Annotated in this window: 19 protein-coding genes; 12 read left to right on the top strand and 7 right to left on the bottom strand. The window is 63.0% G+C overall.

The window, feature by feature from the left end; genetic code table 11:
- The first annotated feature begins 10 nt into the window (after positions 1–10).
- The 7 genes from ACZ5YA_RS22470 (at position 11) to ACZ5YA_RS22440 (ending at position 7,317) form a co-directional block, all read left to right on the top strand.
- On the top strand, positions 11–1,012 hold the full coding sequence (locus tag ACZ5YA_RS22470) for an ABC transporter ATP-binding protein (protein ID WP_059376308.1): 1,002 nt from the start codon (positions 11–13) through the stop codon (positions 1,010–1,012).
- Positions 1,009–2,025 (top strand): ABC transporter ATP-binding protein, encoded by a 1,017-nt coding sequence (locus tag ACZ5YA_RS22465; RefSeq protein ID WP_059376313.1) that lies wholly within the window; start codon positions 1,009–1,011, stop codon positions 2,023–2,025. The genes ACZ5YA_RS22470 and ACZ5YA_RS22465 overlap by 4 nt, the downstream gene beginning before the upstream one ends.
- Before the next feature lie 28 nt (positions 2,026–2,053).
- Positions 2,054–3,253, top strand: coding sequence for a M20 aminoacylase family protein (locus ACZ5YA_RS22460; protein WP_464091256.1), 1,200 nt, complete (start codon positions 2,054–2,056; stop codon positions 3,251–3,253).
- 326 nt (positions 3,254–3,579) lie between these two features.
- On the top strand, positions 3,580–4,485 hold the full coding sequence (locus ACZ5YA_RS22455; RefSeq protein ID WP_464091255.1) for a TauD/TfdA dioxygenase family protein: 906 nt from the start codon (positions 3,580–3,582) through the stop codon (positions 4,483–4,485).
- A 51-nt stretch (positions 4,486–4,536) separates the two neighbouring features.
- Complete coding sequence (locus ACZ5YA_RS22450) at positions 4,537–5,580, top strand: ABC transporter substrate-binding protein (RefSeq protein WP_118932734.1); 1,044 nt, start codon at positions 4,537–4,539, stop codon at positions 5,578–5,580.
- A 1-nt stretch (position 5,581) separates the two neighbouring features.
- A complete protein-coding gene (locus ACZ5YA_RS22445; protein ID WP_280014436.1) occupies positions 5,582–6,427 on the top strand; it encodes an ABC transporter ATP-binding protein in 846 nt (281 codons plus the stop codon).
- 11 nt (positions 6,428–6,438) lie between these two features.
- Positions 6,439–7,317, top strand: coding sequence for an ABC transporter permease (locus ACZ5YA_RS22440; RefSeq protein ID WP_280014437.1), 879 nt, complete (start codon positions 6,439–6,441; stop codon positions 7,315–7,317).
- Between the two features lie 79 nt (positions 7,318–7,396).
- On the opposite strand, the gene ACZ5YA_RS22435 is transcribed toward ACZ5YA_RS22440, so the two are convergent.
- The 5 genes from ACZ5YA_RS22435 to rpmH all read right to left on the bottom strand — a co-directional run bounded on the left by ACZ5YA_RS22435 (position 7,397) and on the right by rpmH (position 11,654).
- Positions 7,397–8,845 carry a catalase gene (locus tag ACZ5YA_RS22435; RefSeq protein WP_059376332.1) on the bottom strand — a complete coding sequence of 483 codons (1,449 nt, stop codon included), beginning with the start codon at positions 8,843–8,845 and terminating at the stop codon, positions 7,397–7,399.
- Between the two features lie 256 nt (positions 8,846–9,101).
- Positions 9,102–10,778, bottom strand: a complete 1,677-nt coding sequence (gene yidC, locus ACZ5YA_RS22430) for a membrane protein insertase YidC (RefSeq protein WP_059376335.1) — start codon at positions 10,776–10,778, stop codon at positions 9,102–9,104.
- A gap of 48 nt (positions 10,779–10,826) precedes the next feature.
- Positions 10,827–11,099, bottom strand: a complete 273-nt coding sequence (gene yidD, locus ACZ5YA_RS22425) for a membrane protein insertion efficiency factor YidD (RefSeq protein ID WP_059376344.1) — start codon at positions 11,097–11,099, stop codon at positions 10,827–10,829.
- Positions 11,096–11,467 (bottom strand): ribonuclease P protein component, encoded by a 372-nt coding sequence (locus ACZ5YA_RS22420; RefSeq protein WP_013397083.1) that lies wholly within the window; start codon positions 11,465–11,467, stop codon positions 11,096–11,098. The genes yidD and ACZ5YA_RS22420 overlap by 4 nt, the downstream gene beginning before the upstream one ends.
- Positions 11,468–11,519: 52 nt before the next feature.
- Entirely contained in the window at positions 11,520–11,654 is a 135-nt protein-coding gene (gene rpmH / locus ACZ5YA_RS22415) for a 50S ribosomal protein L34 (RefSeq protein WP_003816025.1), read from the bottom strand.
- 395 nt (positions 11,655–12,049) lie between these two features.
- On the opposite strand from rpmH, the gene dnaA reads away from it, so the two are divergent.
- From dnaA to ACZ5YA_RS22395, 4 genes are all read left to right on the top strand, one after another.
- Entirely contained in the window at positions 12,050–13,516 is a 1,467-nt protein-coding gene (dnaA, locus tag ACZ5YA_RS22410) for a chromosomal replication initiator protein DnaA (protein ID WP_059376347.1), read from the top strand.
- 2 nt (positions 13,517–13,518) lie between these two features.
- The gene (dnaN, locus tag ACZ5YA_RS22405) at positions 13,519–14,628 is read left to right on the top strand and encodes a DNA polymerase III subunit beta (RefSeq protein WP_054455945.1); all 1,110 of its coding nucleotides are present in this window, start codon (positions 13,519–13,521) and stop codon (positions 14,626–14,628) included.
- A gap of 95 nt (positions 14,629–14,723) precedes the next feature.
- Positions 14,724–17,171 carry a DNA topoisomerase (ATP-hydrolyzing) subunit B gene (gene gyrB / locus ACZ5YA_RS22400; RefSeq protein WP_059376348.1) on the top strand — a complete coding sequence of 816 codons (2,448 nt, stop codon included), beginning with the start codon at positions 14,724–14,726 and terminating at the stop codon, positions 17,169–17,171.
- Positions 17,172–17,358: 187 nt separating this feature from the next.
- On the top strand, positions 17,359–18,153 hold the full coding sequence (locus tag ACZ5YA_RS22395; protein WP_464091254.1) for a hypothetical protein: 795 nt from the start codon (positions 17,359–17,361) through the stop codon (positions 18,151–18,153).
- Here the strand turns inward: ACZ5YA_RS22395 and ACZ5YA_RS22390 are convergent.
- Entirely contained in the window at positions 18,063–19,142 is a 1,080-nt protein-coding gene (locus ACZ5YA_RS22390) for an IS630 family transposase (RefSeq protein ID WP_005801445.1), read from the bottom strand. The two genes, ACZ5YA_RS22395 and ACZ5YA_RS22390, sit on opposite strands and share 91 nt — an antisense overlap.
- Positions 19,143–19,227: 85 nt before the next feature.
- On the opposite strand from ACZ5YA_RS22390, the gene ACZ5YA_RS22385 reads away from it, so the two are divergent.
- Positions 19,228–19,797, top strand: a complete 570-nt coding sequence (locus ACZ5YA_RS22385; RefSeq protein WP_464091253.1) for a hypothetical protein — start codon at positions 19,228–19,230, stop codon at positions 19,795–19,797.
- A 123-nt stretch (positions 19,798–19,920) separates the two neighbouring features.
- Here the strand turns inward: ACZ5YA_RS22385 and ACZ5YA_RS22380 are convergent, their stop codons facing one another.
- Positions 19,921–20,844 carry a LysR family transcriptional regulator gene (locus ACZ5YA_RS22380; protein ID WP_306634746.1) on the bottom strand — a complete coding sequence of 308 codons (924 nt, stop codon included), beginning with the start codon at positions 20,842–20,844 and terminating at the stop codon, positions 19,921–19,923.
- Between the last annotated feature and the right edge of the window lie 280 nt (positions 20,845–21,124).

The raw sequence follows: 21,124 nt of genomic DNA, 5'->3' as shown, positions 1-21,124 counted from the left end.
GGCGGGCGCAATGCAGACACCTGTGGAAAAGTCCCTGGCGACGCCCATACTCGAGGTGCATGGCCTGAAGACGCACTTCTACACGCGTAATGGCGTGGTGAAGGCGGTGGATGGCGTGGACCTGATGCTCGCCGAAGGCGAGATCCTGGGGCTGGTGGGCGAATCGGGATCGGGCAAGAGCATCACCGGCTTTTCGCTGATGGGTTTGCTGGACGAGCCGGGCCGCATCGTCGACGGCACCTTGCGGCTCAACGGCGAGGACCTGCGCGGCGCGACGCCTGCGCGCTGGCGCGAGCTCAGGGGCCAGGAGATCGCGATGATCTTCCAGGATCCGATGATGACCCTGAACCCGGTGCTGCGTGTCGATACGCAGATGATCGAGGCGGTGCAGGCGCACAGCAAGGTATCGCGCGAGCAGGCCCGCCAGCGCGCGCTGCAGACGCTCGCCATGGTGGGTATTCCCTCGCCCGAGGAGCGCCTGCGCACCTATCCGCATCAATTGTCAGGCGGCATGCGGCAGCGCGTGGCGATCGCGATTGCGCTTTTGAATTCGCCGCGCCTGATCATCGCCGACGAGCCCACCACGGCGCTGGATGTGACCATACAAGGCCAGATCCTGTTCGAAGTGCAGAAGCTGTGCCGCGAGACCGGCACCGCCCTGATCTGGATCACGCACGACCTGGCGGTGGTGGCGGGGCTGGCGGACCGCGTTTCGGTCATGTATGCGGGACGAGTGGTGGAAACCGGTACCACGCAGGCCGTCATCAGCCATCCCATGCATCCCTACACGCATGGCCTGATCGCTTCCATTCCCACGCCCGAATCCCGCGGCAAGCCGCTGGTCCCGATTCCCGGCATGACGCCGTCGCTGCTCAACCTGCCGCAAGGCTGTGCGTTTCGCGGGCGCTGCCCGCGCGCCACCGACGCCTGTCTGGTCGAACCGCAACCCGTGGAGGTGCGCCCGGCGCAATGGGTGCGTTGCTGGCATGCCGGAGGACCAGATACCAAATGAATGCCGCAGAACGAGATCCCGCCGTCCCTATCCTGTCGTTGCGCGAGGTCGAGTTGCGCTTCGTGCAGCCCGTGGACCTGGCCGGCCGTATCGCCAACCTGCTGGGCGCGGGCTTGAAGACGCAGGTCGTGCATGCAGTGGCGGGCGTGGACCTGGATGTGCGGCCGGGCGAAGTGATAGGTATCGTGGGCGAATCCGGCTGTGGAAAATCCACGCTGGGCCGCATCGTGTCCGGCATTCTGCCGCCGACCGCGGGCGAAGTCAGCTACAAGGGCCGCGCCGTGAAGGCCATGGCGGGTCCGGAGCGGCGCGCCTATGAGCTGGGCGTGCAGATGATCTTCCAGGACCCGTATGCCTCGCTGAACCCGCGCATGCGCGTACGCGAGATCATCGGCGAGGCGCCCGTGGCACACGGCCTGGTTCGCGCGCGCGACAAGGCCGAGTACGTGGCCGGGCTGATGCGCCAGGTGGGGCTGGATCCGGCTTTTGCACAGCGTTATCCCCATCAATTCTCCGGCGGCCAGAGGCAGCGCGTAGGCATTGCGCGGGCGCTCGCGCTTAAACCCTCGGTCATCGTCTGCGACGAGGCGGTCGCCGCGCTGGACGTTTCGATCCAGGCGCAGGTGCTTAATCTGTTCGAACGGTTGCGCGCGGACCTGGACCTGACCTATCTTTTCATCAGCCACAATCTCAGCGTGGTCAGTCACATCTCGGACCGCGTGGCCATCATGTACCTGGGCCGTGTGGTGGAGCTGGCGCCTACCGACACGGTCTTCCAGCGCGCCAACCATCCGTACACGCAGGCCTTGCTGAAGGAACTGCCGACGCTGCAGCCGGGGCGACGCACGTACCAGCCCATCAAGGGCGAACTGCCGTCGCCGCTGGACCCGCCGACGGGCTGCGCCTTCCACCCGCGTTGCCCGCATGCGATGCCGCGCTGCAAGGCCGAGCGGCCGCTGCTGCGCGAAATTGCCCCGGGCCAGTTCAGCGCCTGTCATCTGAACGATATGTGAATTCAACCCTTACGCCTTATCCACAGCCATGAAAACCATAGACGAAATCGAACGCGCCCACGGCGACCTTACCGCATTGCGACGGGATATCCACGCCCATCCTGAGCTCGCCTTCCAGGAAACGCGCACGTCCGCGCTGGTCGCGGAGCGTCTGCGCGGCTGGGGCCTGGAAGTCCACACCGGGCTGGGGAAAACCGGCGTGGTGGGTGTTTTGCGCGGCGGCAGCGGCAAGAAGACCATCGGCCTGCGCGCCGACATGGATGCGCTGCCCATGCCCGAGCACAATCGCTTTGCGCACAAGTCCACCATCAGCGGACGCATGCATGGCTGTGGCCACGACGGACACACCACGATGCTGCTGGGGGCGGCGCAATACTTGTCCACACATCGCGATTTCGATGGCACGGTGGTGTTCATCTTCCAACCGGCCGAGGAAGGCGGCAACGCTGGCGCGCGCGCCATGATGCAGGACGGCCTGTTCGATAAATTCCCTTGCGACGCGGCGTTCGGCATCCACAACATGCCTGGCATGCCCGTCAACCAGTTCGGTTTCCGGGCGGGGCCGACCATGGCATCCAGCAACCGCTGGGATATCGTCATCAAGGGCGTGGGCGGCCACGCGGCGCAGCCGCACGCATCGGTGGACCCCATCATAGTCGCGGCCGACATGGTGCATGCCCTGCAGACGGTGATCTCGCGCAGCAAGAACCCGCTGGAACAGGCTGTGCTGTCGATCACGCAGATCCATGCGGGCGACGCCTACAACGTGATCCCGGGTGAAGCCGTGTTGCGCGGCACCGTGCGCACGTATTCGGTGGAGACCCTGGACAAGATCGAGGCCGACATGCGCCGCATCGCGACGACCTTGCCGCAGGTCTACGGCGGTACGGGTGAACTGGATTTCGTGCGCGCGTATCCCCCTCTGGTGAACTGGGAAAACGAAACCGCCTTTGCCGCCCAGGTCGCCGAAGACGCGTTCGGCGCCGAAAACGTGCAGCGCGAGATGCCGCCCTTCATGGGGGCGGAGGACTTTTCCTTCTTCCTGGAGGCGGTGCCCGGGACCTACCTGTTCCTGGGCAACGGCGATGGCGACCACCGCATGGAGACCTATCACGGCATGGGGCCGTGCCAGTTGCACAACCCGAATTACGACTTCAACGACGCCCTGCTGCCGGTGGGTGCAACGTATTGGGTAAAACTGGTTCAGGCGTTTCTGCCGAAGTCCTGATCCACGCAAGTCTTTGATTTTAAAAGGCGCGGGCTCTTAACAGCCCGCGCCTTTTTTCGTGGCGAGGCCCAGTTGTACACAGGCTGTCCACCTGCTATTCACCGCCTATCCACCGGGATATCCCCCGACAATCCACCGCTTTTCCCTAGCTTGCCACCAGGCTTATCCCAAGACTTATCCACAGGCTTGAATGCGATGGCAGCCGTCCCCCATATGACGCGCAGGCTTGAACAAAGGCCGAATAAATCGTTTGCGTAGGGGTCGCGCGTTTTCATAATGGATCGTTCCTGAGCCGGCCTGGCCGGCATTCGCGCAAGGAGCGATCCATGTCCCAGAGCAACGCGCTGCGCCGGTCCGAGGCGTATGCCGAACCCGCGGCGCAAGCCTTTTCGATCCGCCCGCTGGCAGCCGTGACCGGCGCCGAAATCATCGGCATCGACCTGTCGCGCGAGCTGACCCCGGCCGATTTCACGCAGGTGCATCGCGCCCATCTGGACCATCACCTGCTGGTGTTCCGCGATCAGCGCATCACGCCGCAGCAGCACGTTGATTTCAGCCGCCGTTTTGGACGCCTGATGATCCACGTGCTGCATCAATTCCATCTGCCTGGGCATCCCGAGATCCTCATCGTTTCCAACATCGTTGAAGACGGCAAGCCTATAGGGCTGGGCGATGCCGGCAAATACTGGCATTCGGATATCTCGTACAAGGAACTGCCCAGCCTGGGTTCGCTGCTGCACGCGCAGGAGCTGCCCGCGCAAGGTGGCGACACGCTGTTCGCCGACATGCATGTGGCGTACGACACCCTGCCTGCCGCGTTGCGCGACGCCATCGAAGGCAAGCGCGCCGTGCATTCCTACCTGGCCAAGTACGGCCAGCTGCAGAAGGAAGGCTCGTGGCGTCCCAACCTCAGCGCGCAACAGGTGGCGCAGGTGCAGGAAGTGGTGCATCCGGTCGTGCGCACGCATCCGGAGACGGGTCGGCGCGCGCTGTTCGTCAGCGAAGGCTTCACCACCCACATCGAGGGTCTGCCCGAAGACGAAAGCCGCCAGATCCTGGACGAGCTGTTTGCCCACAGCATCCGGCCCGAACACATCTACCGCCACCAATGGCAGCCGCATGATCTGGTGTTCTGGGACAACCGTTCGTTGATCCATCTGGCCGGCGGTACGCCGGACCACCTGCGCCGCAAGCTGTACCGCACGACGATTGAAGGCGACGTGCCGTTCTGACGTCCTGCTCTCCTAAATTTCGCGCAAAACCATTTATCCACAGGGTCCGCCATGGGTTTTTCCTCCGCTGTACGTGATCGTTTGGTCCAGGCCGCCACCGGCGCGGGCCTGGCGCTGATACTTGCCGTGCTGGCGCTGGCTTCGCCCACGCCGGCCATGGCGGAAGGCCGCATCCGCATCGCCGAACAGTACGGCATCGTGTACCTGCTGTTGAACGTGGCGCGCGATCAGCAGCTGATCGAGAAGCACGGCAAGGCCGACGGTGTGGATATCTCGGTCGAGTGGGCCAAGCTGTCCGGAGGCGCCGCCGTGAACGACGCGTTGCTGTCCGGGGCTGTGGATATCGCGGGGGCGGGCGTCGGACCGTTGTTGACGATCTGGGACCGCACGCGCGGCAAGCAGAATGTGAAGGGCGTGGCCTCGCTGGGCAATTTTCCCTATTACCTGGTCAGCAACAATCCCAACGTGAAGACGATTGCGGACTTCACCGACAAGGACCGCATCGCGGTGCCAGCGGTGGGCGTGTCGGTGCAATCGCGCGTGCTGCAGCTGGCGTCGGCCAAGCTGTGGGGGGACGCGCAGTTCAACAAGCTGGACAAGATTTCGGTCGCTCTGCCGCATCCCGACGCGGCCGCCGCCATCATCGCGGGCGGCACCGAAATCACAGGGCATTTCGGCAACCCGCCGTTCCAGGAGCAGGAGCTGGCCGAGAATCCCAAGGCGCGCATCGTGCTCAATTCCTATGACGTGCTGGGCGGGCCCAGTTCGTCCACGGTGCTGTTTGCCACCGAGAAGTTCCGCAAGGAAAATCCCAAGACCTACAAGGCGTTCCAGGCCGCGTTGAAGGAAGCGGCGCAGTTCGCCGCCGCCAATCCGGAACAGGCCGCGGATACCTATCTGCGCGTCACGGGCGCCAAGCTGGACCGCGATTTCCTGATCAAGGTGATCAAGAACCCCGACGTGCAGTTCAAGCTGGAACCGCAGAACACCTACGCGCTGGCCGAGTTCATGCACAAGGTGGGCGCGATCAAGAATGCGCCGGCCAGCTGGCGCGACTACTTCTTTGACGATCCCCTCACGGCCCAAGGCAGCTGAAATGGGCTTGAGCGCTGCGTCCCCTGTGGATAACGCCGAAAAGACCACGCCTTTGCTGGCTGTGGATAAGGTGTCGATCGAATACAAGACGCGCGAACGGCGCGTGCGCGCCACGCATCAGGTCAGTTTCGACGTGCACGATGCCGAGCGTTTCATCCTGCTGGGCGCGTCCGGTTGCGGCAAGTCCACGCTGCTCAAGGCGATCGCGGGCTTCATTGAACCGACCGAAGGCCGCATCGCGGTCGATGGCAACGCCGTACGCGGCCCCGGGCCTGACCGTATCGTGGTGTTCCAGGAATTCGACCAGCTGCCGCCATGGAAGACGCTGCGGCAGAACGTGGCGTTTCCGCTGGTGGCTTCGCGCAAGCTCGGCCGACGCGAGGCCGACGAGCGGGCCATGCACTACCTGGACAAGGTCGGGCTGTCCGCGTTTGCCGATGCCTATCCGCATACGCTGTCCGGCGGTATGAAGCAGCGCGTGGCGATCGCGCGCGCCCTGGCGATGCAGCCGCGCGTGCTGTTGATGGACGAGCCTTTCGCGGCGCTGGACGCATTGACGCGGCGGCGCATGCAGGAAGAGCTGCTGGCATTGTGGGAAGAGGTGCGCTTTACGCTGCTGTTCGTCACCCATTCGATCGAAGAGGCATTGGTGCTGGGCAGCCGCGTGCTGCTGCTGTCGCCACATCCGGGCCGCGTGCGCGCGGAGCTGAACGCTCATGCCTTCGGACTGCACAGCCAGGGCTCGGCTGCGTTCCAGTCCGCGGCCCGGCGCGTCCATGATCTGCTGTTCGACGTGGCGGCGGCGGAACCGCCCGCTGAACTTGCCGCTGAACGGGCCGCGGCCTGAAGGACTCCCGTATGAACAACGCATATGCAGGCGCCGTGCCCATCCGTCCCGAAGTGGAGTACGAGCTGCCGCCCTTGCCTGCACAGGCGGCCGAAGCGCCCCTGCCCTGGCATGAACGCCTGTGGCAGCACGCCAGCCTGCGCAAGCTGGCGATCCTGGCGCTGTTGGCCTGCATCTGGGAGCTGGCGGCGCGCTATACCGATAACGACCTGCTGCTGCCCAGCGCATCGCAAACGGCGGTCGCCTTTGTGCAGGGCATCGCCGGCGGCGAGCTGTTGGCGCGCGCCGGGCAATCGCTGCGCGTGCTGGCGCAGGGATATGCGGCGGGTGTGTTGCTGGCCTTCGTGCTGACCACGCTGGCGGTGTCGACGCGTTTCGGGCGCGATCTGCTGTCCACTTTGACCGCCATGTTCAATCCCCTGCCCGCGATCGCGCTGCTGCCACTGGCGTTGCTGTGGTTCGGCCTGGGCGAAGGCAGCCTGGTGTTCGTGCTGATCCACTCGGTGCTGTGGGCGCTGGCGCTGAACATGTACGCGGGTTTTCTGGGGGTATCGGATACCTTGCGCATGGCGGGCCGCAACTATGGGTTGAGCGGCCTGCGCTACGTGTTGCAGATTCTGGTGCCTGCCGCCTTGCCCGCCATTCTGGCCGGACTGAGGATAGGCTGGGCCTTTGCGTGGCGCACATTGATCGCCGCGGAACTGGTATTTGGAGCTTCCAGCGGCAAGGGCGGGCTGGGCTGGTACATCTTCCAGAACCGCAACGAGTTATACACAGATCGCGTGTTCGCGGGGCTGGCGGCGGTGGTGATCATCGGACTGCTTGTGGAAAACCTGGTGTTCGATACCGTGGAGCGTTTCACGGTCAGGCGCTGGGGCATGCAGCGCTGATAGCCTTGGCGCAGAGCCGCGCAGCAGTCAAAAAAAGGCGGCCCCGAGGGGGCCGCCTTGCACTTGCGTACGTCGCGGATTACAGCTTCAGTCCCAGCGCCTTGGCCACGCCGGCGGCGTAGGCGGGATCGGCCTTGCGGAAGTGTTCCAGCTGGCGGCGCTGGATTTCTTCCGGCACGCCAGCCATGTGGCGGCCGATGTTGCCGAACAGCAGCTCCTGCTGTGCGGGCGTCATCAGGCGGAACAAGGCGCCCGGCTGGGAGTAGTAGTCATCGTCCACGCGGTGGTTCCAGCGCGCTGCGGCCTGGCCGTCCAGCGCCAGCGGCGGCTCGCCTGCCGATGGGGTTTCCTTCCACTCGCCCGCGCTGTTGGGTTCGTAGTTCAGCGTTGCACCGACGTTGCCGTCGACACGGCCGGCGCCGTCGCGATGGAAGCTGTGGAACGGGCAGCGCGGCGCGTTCACCGGGATCTGGTGGTGGTTGATGCCGAGGCGGTAGCGGTGCGTGTCGCCGTAGGAGAAGAGGCGGCCTTGCAGCATCTTGTCCGGCGAAAAGCCGATGCCGGGGACCACGTTGGCCGGCGTGAAGGCGGCCTGCTCCACCTCGGCGAAGTAGTTCTCGGGGTTCTTGTTCAGCTCCAGCACGCCGACTTCGATCAACGGATAGTCGCCGTGCGGCCAGACCTTGGTGAGGTCGAAGGGGTTGATGTGGTACGTCGCGGCTTCGGCCTCGGGCATGATCTGCACCTTCAGCGTCCACTTCGGGAAGTTGCCCTTTTCGATGTTCTCGAACAGGTCGCGCTGCGAGCTTTCGCGGTCATGGGCGACCACTTGCGCCGCTTCCTCGTCGCTCAGACAGGCGATGCCTTGCTGCGACTTGAAATGGAACTTCACGTAGAAGCGCTCGCCGTCCTTGTTGATGAAACTGAACGTGTGCGAACCGAAGCCGTGCTGCTGGCGCAGGTTGGCCGGAATGCCGCGGTCGCTCATCAGGGTGGTGACCTGGTGCAGCGATTCGGGATTGAGCGACCAGAAGTCCCAGGCGGCGGTGGCGCTGCGCAGATTGGTCTTGGGGTCGCGCTTCTGCGTGTGGATGAAGTCCGGGAATTTCAGCGGATCACGGATGAAGAAGACGGGCGTGTTGTTGCCGACCAGATCCCAGTTGCCTTCCTCGGTGTAGAACTTGATGGCGAAGCCGCGCACGTCGCGCTCGGCGTCGGCCGCGCCGCGCTCGCCGGCCACGGTCGAGAAACGCAGGAACAGCGGGGTCTGCTTGCCGACTTGGGAAAAGATGTTGGCGCGGGTGTAGCGCGAGATGTCGTGGGTGACGGTAAAGGTGCCGTAGGCGCCCGAACCCTTGGCGTGCACCACGCGTTCGGGGATGCGTTCGCGGTCGAAGTGGGCGAGCTTTTCAATCAGCCAGAAGTCTTCCAACAGCGCCGGGCCGCGCGGGCCGGCCGTCAGCGTGTTGTTGTTGTCGGCCACCGGCGCGCCAGCGGCGGTGGTCAGATGCGTCTTCTTGTCGGTCATAGCACACTCCCTATGAAATGCCTGGAATGCGGGGCCGCAGAAGGGCCCGCGCCGTGTCTGGGATAGCCCGGCATTGCCGGCCTGGGGCCATCTCCGACACATCATAGGGGTCTTGCCTTACTGTGTGAAGTTGATTGATCTATAAAACTTGATAAAGAATAACTATCAAGAAAACCAGGGATCGGCATCGGAAGGCGGCCGTGGGGCGAAAAAAAACCGGTCCGCAAGGGACCGGTTTCTGGTGCGGGAGCAGATATCAGCGGTTGGCTGCGGCTTCCGTCTTGCGCTGCATGGCGCGGGTGATGGACCACTGCTGGGCGATCGACAGGGTATTGTTGACGCACCAGTAGAGCACCAGGCCGGCCGGGAAGAAGAACATCATCCCGCCGAACACCAGCGGCATGATCATCATGACCTTGGCCTGGACGGGGTCCGGGGGCGTCGGGTTCAGTTTGATCTGCAGGAACATGGTGGCCATCATGATGGCGGGCAGAATGAAGTACGGATCGCGGATCGACAGGTCGTGCACCCACAGGATCCACGGCGCGCCGCGCATTTCCACGCTGGCCAACAGCACCCAGTACAGCGAGATGAACACCGGGATCTGCACCACCATGGGCAGGCAGCCGCCCAGCGGGTTGATCTTCTCGGTGCGGTACATCTCCATCATGGCCGCGTTGAGCTTCTGCTTGTCGTCGCCGTACTTTTCCTTCAGGGCCTGCAGGCGCGGAGCCACCTGCTTCATGCGGGCCATGGAGCGGTAGCTGGCGGCGGCCAGGGGATAGAACACGGCCTTGATCAGCACGGTCAGCGCAACGATCGTCCAGCCCCAGTTGCCCAGGATGGAATGCAGCCAGGTCATCAGCTTGAACAGCGGCTTGGCGATGATGGTCAGCCAGCCATAGTCGACCACCAGTTCCAGGCCGGGGGCCAGGGCGGCCATGGCCTTCTGGTCCTGGGGACCGACCCACAGGTGCGAATCCACGCGCGTGGCGGCGCCAGGGGCGATCTCGCCCACGGCCTCGATGCTGCGCGCGGCGTACAGGTTCTTCTGCACTTCCAGCAGTTCGTTGGTGCGCGGCTTGCCCTGCGGGGGCACCCAGGCGGTGGCGAAGTAGTGCTGGACCACGGCGATCCAGCCGTTGTCCGATTGCTTGATGTAGCTGGCCTTCTTCTTTTCGATGTCGCTGAAGGTGATCTTCTGGAACTTGTCCTGTTCCGAGTAGACGGCGAAACCGGTGAAGGTGTGATAGAAGCTGGACGTGTCGGCGGGGTCGTTGCCGTCGCGTTCGAGCTGCAGGTACAGGGCGGGCGACACGGGGCCGGCGCTGACGTTGGCCAGGTCGTGGCGCACGTCGATGTCATAGCGGCCGCGGTGCAGGGTAAACGTCTTGGTGACCTTCACGCCGCCCGATTCGCCTTCGAAGGCGACCACCAGGTTGTCGCCGGTCAGCTGGCGCTCCGAGGACACGACGCGGAAAGGCGTCTGGTGCGTGGGGAAGCTCTGGCCGTTGGGGGCGCCGACCACGCCGGTCTGCACCACGTAGTTCAGGCCGGCGGCGCGGTCCAGCAGCACCGTGGGCTTGTCGGGCTGGCCGGTGGCCGGGTACTTCAGCAGTTCGGCGCGCACCAGCTGGGCGCCCATGGTGTCGAACGTCAGGCGCAGCACGTCGGTCGTGATGACGACCTCTTCCGAGCGCGCGGCGGCAGGTGCGGCGGCGCCAGGCACGGCGGACGCGGCGGCAGCCGCCGGGGCGGGCGTGCTGGGCACCGAAGGCGTTGCGTTGTTCGCGGCGGCCTGCGGCTCGCTCGTGGTGGCGGCAGGCGTGGGGCCGAACAGCGACGGCTTGCCGTTATGGATCTGCCAGTTGTTCCATAGGAGCAACAGCGAGAAGGAAAAAATCATCCAGAGGACGGTTCGTCGGATATCCATGGTGCCTACTGAGGTGAATACGGGCCAGCAAAGCCCGCCAGTTTAGCGTCAATCGTGCTCGGTGCGGTGGCTGTGGGAACAGCACGAGGGGCCATTGGTTCCCTTGGACGGCGGAACCGGGTCCAATCCGCCCGGCGACCAAGGGTGGCAGCGGCCGATGCGCCGGACTGCCAGCCAGAAGCCGCGCCAGGCGCCGTGGCGCTCGATCGCTTCGATCGCATACGCCGAGCAGGTCGGGGTAAAGCGGCACTGCCGGCCGATCCAGGGGCTCAGGAAAAACCTGTAGAACCGGATCGGGGCAATGAGTAAAGCCTTGATCATCGCGCTATCCGCTCAAAGTGAGCGTCCACTTCGGCTCTGGCCGCGCGTTTCAGCGCGGTAAGCGTGGCGGGCGCAACCTTGCTATGCAGGCGCACGACGTAATCTTTGGCCGGCAATCCCAGGCGCCGGTGGCGGAACGCTTCGCGGATGACCCGCTTGATGGCGTTGCGCGTACTGGCGTGGGCGGCGAACCGCTTGGCGATCACCAGGCCCAGACGCGCGCAGGCGTCCTGGCCGGGAGGCAGATCATTGGGAGCCGCGCTCACAATGAAGAACGCCCCTCGGGCAAGACGCCGGCCTTTGAGGGCGGCGGCGAACTCGGAGGGGCGATGCAGCCGCGCCTCCGGCGGAAGCGTGGAGCGCGGCATGGACTGCAAAATCAGGCGTCAGGCTTTTCCGGACAAGCCGGAAAAACAGGACTTAGACGGCCAGACGCTTGCGGCCCTTGGCGCGGCGGGCGTTCAGGATGGCGCGGCCAGCGCGGGTTTTCATGCGCACGCGGAAACCATGGGTGCGCTTGCGACGGGTAACGGAAGGTTGGTAGGTACGTTTCATGGACGATCCACAAAAAGAACAAAAGTCAGAAGGGACCTGCCCGGAAGGGTTCCTGGTCGCGTATTCAGGAAGCGGGTATCTAATGAGCATTTTTGCAACAGGTGCAAAAAAACAGCTCGTAGACGGGGCTCTGACCGGGAAACCCCGGGCGACGCATTAGAAGCAAAACCAGGCAGTTACGTGGGCGGCAGGCATCGTTAGACACCATTGCCCACAAGCGCGGCTAAGCTCCCTGTGGAACCTTCTGACAGACAGAATTCGGAAAAGCCCACCATTTCAGCAAGTTTTCCCTGTCTTGTCAAACAGTTAAGGCAGCGCTGCGTGGACGCTTATGCCCTACCCTGTGGATAACCCCAGCCCAGGCAAGGTAGAATCGAGGTTTGAATAAGAGCGACATGAAAGAATTCTGGCAGACCTGCGTCAGTCGTCTTGAGCAGGAACTCCCCCCCCAACAAATCAGCGCGTGGATACGACCGCTGGTCCCGCTTGCGTACGACGAAACGCAGGCGGTGCTGCGCGTTGCCGCTCCCAACCGGTTCAAACTGGATTGGGTACGGAAGAACTTTTCCCACCAGATCGAAGCGTTGGCCGCGGAGTGGTTCGAGCGTCCGGTGCAGGTGCTGTTCGAGTTGCCGACGCAAGGCGCCACGCCGCGCATGCCGGTCGCGCCCGTACGCGCCGCACCCGCGGCGCCCGCGTATCCGTCCGCTGCTTCCCCTTCAGGCGGCGCGCCGCCACCGATGGCCCCGGTAGCGCCTGCCCCCGCAGCCCCGGCGACCACGGCGGCCGCGCAAGCCGCGCAAGCGGTGAACGCGGACGCGGCAAGCATCGTGTACGAGCGTTCGCGCCTGAACACCGACCTGACGTTCGAGAACTTCGTGACGGGTAAGGCGAACCAGCTGGCGCGCGCCGCTGCGTTGCAGGTGGCAGAGAACCCTGGCACGTCCTACAACCCGCTGTTCCTGTACGGCGGCGTGGGCCTGGGCAAGACCCACCTGATCCACGCCATCGGCAATGCGATGGTGGCGGCGGGCACCGGCGTGCGCGTGCGCTACGTGCATGCCGACCAGTACGTGTCCGACGTGGTGAAGGCCTACCAGCGCAAGGCGTTCGACGACTTCAAGCGTTACTACCATTCGCTCGACCTGCTGCTGATCGACGATATCCAGTTCTTCTCCGGCAAGAACCGCACGCAGGAAGAATTCTTCTACGCGTTCGAAGCGATGGTGGCCCAGCGCAAGCAGATCATCATCACCAGCGATACCTATCCGAAGGAACTGTCGGGCATCGACAGCCGCCTGATCTCGCGCTTCGACTCCGGCCTGACGGTGGCCATCGAGCCGCCGGAACTGGAAATGCGCGTGGCGATCCTGCTGCGCAAGGCGGAATCCGAAGGCGTGCCCATGCCCGAGGAAGTGGCGTTCTTCATCGCCAAGCATCTGCGCAGCAACGTGCGCGAGCTGGAAGGCGCGCTGCGCAAGGTGCTGGCCTATGCGCGCTTCCACGGCCGCGACGTGCTCACGGTGGATGTCTGCAAGGAAGCCCTGAAGGACCTGCTGTCCGTGTCCAACGGCCAGATCACCGTGGAGAACATCCAGAAGACGGTGGCGGATTTCTACAAGATCAAAGTGGCCGACATGTACTCGAAACGCCGGCCCGCCAATATCGCTTTGCCGCGCCAGGTCGCGATGTACCTGGCGAAGGAGCTGACCCAGAAAAGCCTGCCGGAAATCGGCGATCTGTTCGGTGGCCGTGATCACACCACCGTGCTGCATGCCGTACGCAAGATTTCCGACGCCCGCGCCAAGCAAGCGGAGCTCAACCATACCCTGCACGTGTTGGAACAAACTCTAAAAGGATGAACATGCAACTCGTACAAACCACACGCGATGCATTGCTGAAACCGCTGTCGACTGTGGCGGGCATCGTCGAAAGACGCCATACCCTGCCCATCCTCGCGAACATCCTGATGCGCAAGGAAGGCAACAAGGTTGCCTTCATTGCGACCGACCTGGAAGTACAGATCACCACCCATGCCGACTTCGGCGTGGGTCAAGACAACGAATCCACCACGGTCGCGGCGCGCAAGCTGCTGGATATCCTGAAGGCTCTGCCGGACACCGGCGACGTGCGCCTGGCGCTGGCCAGCAACAAGCTGTCGGTGCAGTCGGCCAAGAGCCGCTTCGCCCTGCAGACGCTGGCCGCCAGCGAATTCCCCACCGTGGCCCAGCCCGAGCAGTGGGACGTGTCGCTGACCATGCCGCAGCGCACGCTGCGCCACCTGTTCAACATGGTGCACTTCGCCATGGCGCAACAGGACATCCGCTACTACCTGAACGGCATGCTGCTGGTGTTTGAGCCGGGCCGCGTGCGCGCGGTCGCCACCGACGGCCACCGCCTGGCGCACTGCTCGACCGAAGCCGACGGCATCAGCGAACGCCATGAAGTGATCGTGCCGCGCAAGACCGTGCTGGAAATGCAGCGCCTGCTGGAAGACTCCGACGAGCCCGTTTCCATCGACGTGGCGCCGGGCCAGATCCGCTTCCGTTTCGGCGACGTGGAACTCGTCTCCAAGCTGGTGGAAGGCAAGTTCCCGGACTTCACGCGCGTGATCCCGACCAACTACACGCGCCATTTCCTGGTCGGCCGCGAAGCGCTCCAGGGCAGCCTGCAGCGCGCCGCCATCCTGACCACCGACAAGTTCAAGGGCGTGCGCCTGCAACTGGCGCAGAACCAGATGAAGATCTCGTCCTCCAACGCCGAGCAGGAAGAGGCGCAGGAAGAAATCGACATCGACTACGGCCATGAAGCCCTCGATGTGGGCTTCAACGTCGGCTACCTGCTCGACGTGCTGTCCAACGTCAAGGTAGACAACATCCAGTGGTCGGTCATGCCCGACGCCAACGCGTCTGCGCTCATCACCCTGCCCGAAGACGACCAGTTCAAGTACGTCGTCATGCCCATGCGGATTTGATCCGCGCCCATCGTGGGTTTGTGCCGCTTGCGGGCCTGAGGGCCCGTGGGCGGTCCGGCCGCCAGGCCGTTCTTTAAAGCGTTATCGATACAGACATGTCAGATCAGCAGAACACCACTCCCGAGAACAGCGGCTACGGCGCTGACTCGATCAAGATGCTCAAGGGGCTGGAGGCCGTGCGCAAGCGCCCCGGCATGTACATCGGCGACACATCCGACGGCACCGGCTTGCACCACATGGTGTTCGAAGTCGTCGACAACGCCATCGACGAAGCCCTGGCCGGCTACTGCGACGACATCGTCGTCACGATCCACACCGACAACTCGATCTCGGTCACCGACAACGGCCGCGGCATTCCCACCGACATCCACAAGGATGACGAATTCCACCGCAGCGCGGCCGAAATCGTCATGACCGAGCTGCATGCCGGCGGCAAGTTCGACCAGAACTCCTACAAGGTGTCTGGCGGCCTGCACGGCGTGGGCGTGTCTTGCGTGAACGCGCTGTCCGAATGGCTGCGGCTGACCATTCGCCGCAACGGCGAAGTGCACCAGATGGAGTTCCGCCAGGGCGAGCGCGTCGCGCCCCTGGCGGTGACCGGCACGACCGACAAGCGCGGCACCGAAGTGCGCTTCCTGGCCGACCCGATCATCTTCAACAACATCGAGTACCACTACGAGATCCTCTCGAAGCGCCTGCGCGAGCTGTCGTTCCTGAACAATGGCGTGAAGATCCGCCTGATCGACCAGCGCCAGGGCAAGGAAGAGAACTTCGCCTTCTCCGGCGGCGTGAAGGGCTTCGTCGAATACATCAACCGCAGCAAGACCGTGCTGCACCCGAACGTGTTCTCGGTCACGACCGAGTCCTCGGCGGGCGGCGTGCCGGTCGGCGTCGAAGTGGCGATGCAGTGGAACGACAGCTACAGCGAAAGCGTGCTGTGCTTCACCAACAACATCCCGCAGCGCGACGGCGGTTCGCACCTGACTGGCCTGCGCGCGGCGATGACCCGCATCATCAACAAGTACATCACCGACAACGAACTGGCCAAGAAGGCCAAGGTCGAAACGTCCGGCGACGACATGCGCGAAGGCCTGGCCTGCGTGCTGTCGGTGAAGGTGCCCGAGCCCAAGTTCAGCAGCCAGACCAAGGACAAGCTGGTCTCCAGCGAAGTGCGTCCGGCCGTTGAAGAAGCCGTGGCGCGTACGCTGGAAACCTGGCTGCTGGAACACCCGAACGACGCCAAGGCGCTGTGCGCCAAGATCGTCGAAGCCGCCCGCGCCCGCGAAGCCGCGCGCAAGGCGCGCGAAATGACCCGCCGCAAGAGCGTGCTGGAAGGCGCAGGCCTGCCCGGCAAGCTGGCCGACTGCCAGGAAAAGGATCCCGCGCTGTGCGAGCTGTACATCGTCGAGGGTGACTCCGCAGGCGGCTCGGCCAAGCAAGGCCGCGACCGCAAGTTCCAGGCCATCCTGCCGCTGCGCGGCAAGGTGCTGAACGTCGAGAAGGCGCGTTTTGACCGCCTGATCGCCAGCGAACAGATCGCCACGCTGATCACCGCGCTGGGCACCAGCATCGGTCCTGATTTCAACGTCGACAAGCTGCGCTACCACCGCCTCATCATCATGACCGACGCGGACGTGGACGGCGCGCACATCCGCACCCTGCTGCTGACGCTGCTGTATCGCCAGATGCCTGAGCTGGTGCAGCGCGGCTACGTGTATATCGCCCAGCCGCCGCTGTACAAGGTCAAGGTCGGCCGTGAAGAACGGTATCTGAAGGATGACCAGGAAGAAGCGCAGTTCATGCTGCAACTGGCGCTGAAGGATGCCGAAATCATCTCGGGTGGCAACATCATCCGCGGCGACGAACTCAACGACCTGGCCCGCCAGTACGTCGCGGCCGACGCCGTGATCGCGCGCCTGTCGCGCGTGTTCGACGTGGGCGCGCTGTCGGCCATGGCTGAAGGCGTGGAGATCAACCTGGAGTCGGCCGAGTCCACCGCCGACTCCGCCCGCCGCCTGGCCGACGCCATGCGCGACCCGGTCAGCGGCAACGGCGTGGAAGTCGTGCCGGAGTTCGACGAGGCCACTGAGCGCCATCGCCTGTCGGTGCAGCGCATGCACCACGGCAACGTGCGCGTGAGCATCATCGACGCGGACTTCGTCAACGGTTCGGACTACGCGGTCCTGTCCAAGGCCGCCAAGAGCTTCCTGGGCAAGGTCGGCTCGCGTTCGCTGGCCGCCCGCGGCGAAGGCGACAAGCGCAAGGAACAGACTGTGTCCGACTTCCGCGAAGCCATGCAGTGGCTGCGCAGCGAAGCCGACCGCAGCATCTCCAAGCAGCGCTACAAGGGTCTGGGCGAAATGAACCCGGAACAGCTGTGGGAAACCACCATGGACCCGAAGGTGCGCCGCCTGTTGCGCGTGCAGATCGAGGACGCCATCGCGGCCGACGAAGTCTTCACCACGCTGATGGGCGACGACGTGGAACCGCGCCGCAACTTCATCGAGACGCATGCACTGTCGGCGGGGAATATCGACGCTTGACGGTGTTGGATTAGATTTTTTTCAAGAAGTCTAGACAGAGAAAAATGGGCCGCAATCGCGGCCCATTTTTTCTGGAGCTTGCAACGCCGTGCACCATAACCGCTATGGGACGCTGGCCGATGCCTCCCGACGATCCTCCCGGGAGTGACGGGAGCCCCGCCTGCCTAAAGGCTGAAGAGGAAACGCTATGAACCATAGTGAGTTCGGGATCGAACGGATTGTTGCGCGCATCTGCAACTCGGACAGTACTGCCGAGGCATTTGCGTTGTATCGATTCGCAGCTCCGCTGCTGAGGGATTACAAGTTTGTTTTTGCTGCCGATAAGGGCGGATCACCTGGATTTGCGGTCAACCGCAATTTTTCAGCGGGAGCCGCCGTCCGCAGTCTGTTTCGAACCGAGCGGGTTTTCGTGTTGGATGCAATGACCGCCAAGGAGATGGAGTCCGGACCAAGCACATATCCGATTGATTACTCTATCTCACTCGACACGAATGCCATGAGTTACCTCGTACCGCATATGGCAGGTAAACGTGGCGGACGCATTCCAGCCGACTTTCAGGAAGTCTTCGAATTCATTGCGCGGCCTGATGTTTTCGTCGATCCGCTTCCCTATCTCACTGAAAATCTGCCACGGCTGGCGAATGGTGAGCCGGCTGAAAAAATCTTTGAAAATTTCAAGGCTTACGAAATTCTTCGTACCCTCGATGTTGCCTGGCTGAAGTCAAATGGTGAAGTGCGCTCGACGCTCTCCGACCAGGAACTCGCTATTAGCGCGCAGCGCCAAGTTTCCGAAATGTACGTTGATGTCGGGAACACCGTGATGATGGGGAAACTCCTGTTCAATCATCGGTACATGTATGCCTTTCTAGTGTGGTGTCTCAAAAGTAATCATCAAATAATGGTACTCGCTGCCCGCGCCACAGATGCCAAGATGGTGTCCGCACTTTTATGCCACACGAACGGCTTGGGATCCTCGTTGTGACGATCAATGTATTCCCGTATGGATTGCTCCAGCTGAGCAACGCTGGTGTGGGCGCTGCGCTTGATCCACTGCTCGCTGATCTGGCTAAAGAAACGCTCGACCAGATTGAGCCAGGACGCTGAGGTGGGCGTGAAGTGAACGTGGTAGCGAGGATGGGCTGCTAGCCAGGCCCGCACTGCCTGCGTCTTGTGCGTGCCGTAGTTGTCCATGATCAGGTGGATGTCTTGTTCGCCAGGCACCGCTGCATCGATGGCTTTGAGGAACTGCAGGAATTCCACACTGCGGTGACGGCGCTTGAGCTGTCCTATGACTTTGCCAGTGGCCACATCCAGCGCTGCAAACAGCGACGTTGTGCCATGGCGCTTGTAATCGTGCGTGCGCGTGCTGGGTTTGCCAAACGTCAGTGGTAACCCTGGTTGGGTGCGATCCAGAGCCTGGATCTGGCTCTTCTCGTCCACGCACAGCACCAAGGCGCGATCGGGTGGTGCCATATACAGCCCCACCACATCCCGTACCTTGTCCACGAAATGGGGATCCGTCGATAGCTTGAAGGTTTCTTGCAGGTGCGGCTTCAGCCCAAAGGCATGCCAGATGCGCTGCACCGTCGCGGGCGATACGCCAGCGTGCCGACTCATCTGGCGCACGCTCCAGTGCGTGGCGTTGTCAGGCTTGCTCTGGCGAACCTTGTCCACAATGAGCTGAACCTGCTCGTCGCCCACACTGCGCGGGCGGCCAGCGCGCGGGGCATCGGTCAAACCCGCCAGACGATACGCCCGGTAGCGCCGCCGCCACTTGGAGACAGTTTGCACCGTCGTGCCCAAGCGTTGGGCAATCATGGTGCCCGACTCCCCATCTGCGCAGCCCAGCACGATTCGCATGCGCAGCTTCTCGTCCTCGGGCGCTTTGCGTACGCGCAGTCGCGCATGCAGCTCTGCGCGCTCGGCATCGGTGATCTGCAGCTTCGTGGCGGGGCGTCCAGGGTGGGCCATCAGCGTAGTCTCCTATAAGGAAGCTGATTCGACCAACACCGGTCAAAATAGTTCTATCTATTTTTGAGACACCACACTAGTCAAGATGGCGACGATCCAACTGAAGTCACCGAGCGCAGACCCTGGCAAGAAGATGGCGGCTTTCCTGGAGTTTTGCCATTCGACGCTAGCCACGATGAGCGGGCGGGAAGCTGCGGTTGCACGAGAATATTTCACGCGGGGACACAATCTCGCTTTTTTTGGGAAGATCCAAAAGCGAAAGAAGGACATCTTGAACCAGCTAAGCAACATGGCTTGGGACATGTGGCATGTTAGGCAGCTAGAGCTGTCGATTACGTTCGACCGGGAAAGGCAAGCGAGGTACTTCTTTCCGGCATTGCTAACGTTTGACCAAAAACTTGTTGAAATCATGGACCTTTACCCGCTTAAAGCATGTGCTTTCAAGGTCGGTAGCGCTCAATCAATACCCTTTTTTGATGGGGATCCATTCCGGTTGATCGCTACTGATGACGAAGACGGAGAATCGGTCATACAGAAGTATTTTTCTGACGAGGCGATCGCAGCGAGAGCCGCGGTTCGTGACCGCGTAAAAGCCAATTTCTCAGAGATAGTTCAGTTGTTGGAAGCAGAGCTCCTGGCCGTGGTGGGACAGTAACGATGGCTCCGTAGGCCTTCGGGTTCTAGCTTCTGGTGACCTTGTCTCCGGCGAACAAGTCGTTGTTTATCGTCCTCCCTGCCATTTCATGCGCGAGCCCGGTGCGCCAGGACGGATCGTCGTCTACACCTGTACGTCGTTAGCCCAGGGCTCGGCCGTCAACCGTTCCGCCAGATACTCGATGAAGGCCTGCACCCGGGCCGGGCGGCGGCGTCCGGGCGGCGTGACGATATGCAAGGCGATGGGATCCACCTGCCAGTCGTCCATCGCGGTTTCCAGCGCGCCCGACTGCAGGTCCTTCCACGCCAGGAACTCCGGCTGCAGTGCCAGCCCCATGCCCGCCTGCAGCGCCGGCGTCAGGGCTTCGGCGTTGTTCACGTTCAGGTGCACGGGCAGCGACTGTGAAAACTCGCCGTGCTTTTCATGACGGAAACGCCAGCTCGTGCCGTTGCGCGCATACATGTATTGCAGCGCCGTGTGCTGCGCCAGGTCCTTTGGATGTTTGGGCCGTCCCGCGCGCTTGAAGTAGCTGGGTGCGCCTACCAGCAGGATGCGCACCGAGCACAGGCGGCGTGCCAGCAGCGTCGAGTCCACGAGGTTGGAGATGCGCAGCGCCAGGTCGAAGCGTTCGGAGACCAGGTCGGCCTGCTTGTCGCTGAATTCGATCTCCAGGGCCACGTCGGGATTGGCCTGCATGAAGGGAGGCAGCATCGGCGCCAGATGCGTGACGCCGAAGGACATGGGCGCGGACAGCCTGATCTTGCCGCGCAGGCTGCTCGACTTTTCCGTCACCTCTGATTCGACCGCCTCGCCCTCTTCCAATATGCGCGCTGCGCGTTCCAGCGCCGCGTAGCCGGATTCGGTCAAGGTCATGCTGCGGGACGTCCGATGAAACAGCGTCGTCTTCATGCGGGCTTCCAGACGGCTGATGGTCTTGGAAACCGTGGCCTGCGACAAGGCGAACTCGGCCGCCGCCTTGGCGAATGATCCGGTCTCGGCGACCTTGGCGAAGATCGCCCAACCTTCTAAATCCGGCAGCTTGCTCATCTCGTGTTCCTGGGAAATGCCCGCGCCGATGATAGCCCCTGCCTATGGCATGGACAAGAATGGTGTTGAACGCAGCGCAGCAAAGGACTGTCACGCCATGGTCATCATGCAAGAAATGGAAAGGATGGAATTCCATGCTGCGGGTTCTCAGGAACGCGGCCGCTCCCTACTATGCATACACCGACAGACGAGATGTACGGGCCCTTCCAGCGGCACCCCGCCATCGTCGCAACGGTGCAGACCGGGATGGTTTGCCAGCTACACCGAATTCTTCGCTGCC

The sequence above is a fragment of the Achromobacter sp. JCM 18799 genome (genome assembly GCF_055395645.1).
Note: the sequence above shows the minus strand (reverse complement) of the source record. Positions and strands in the feature narration are given on the sequence as shown.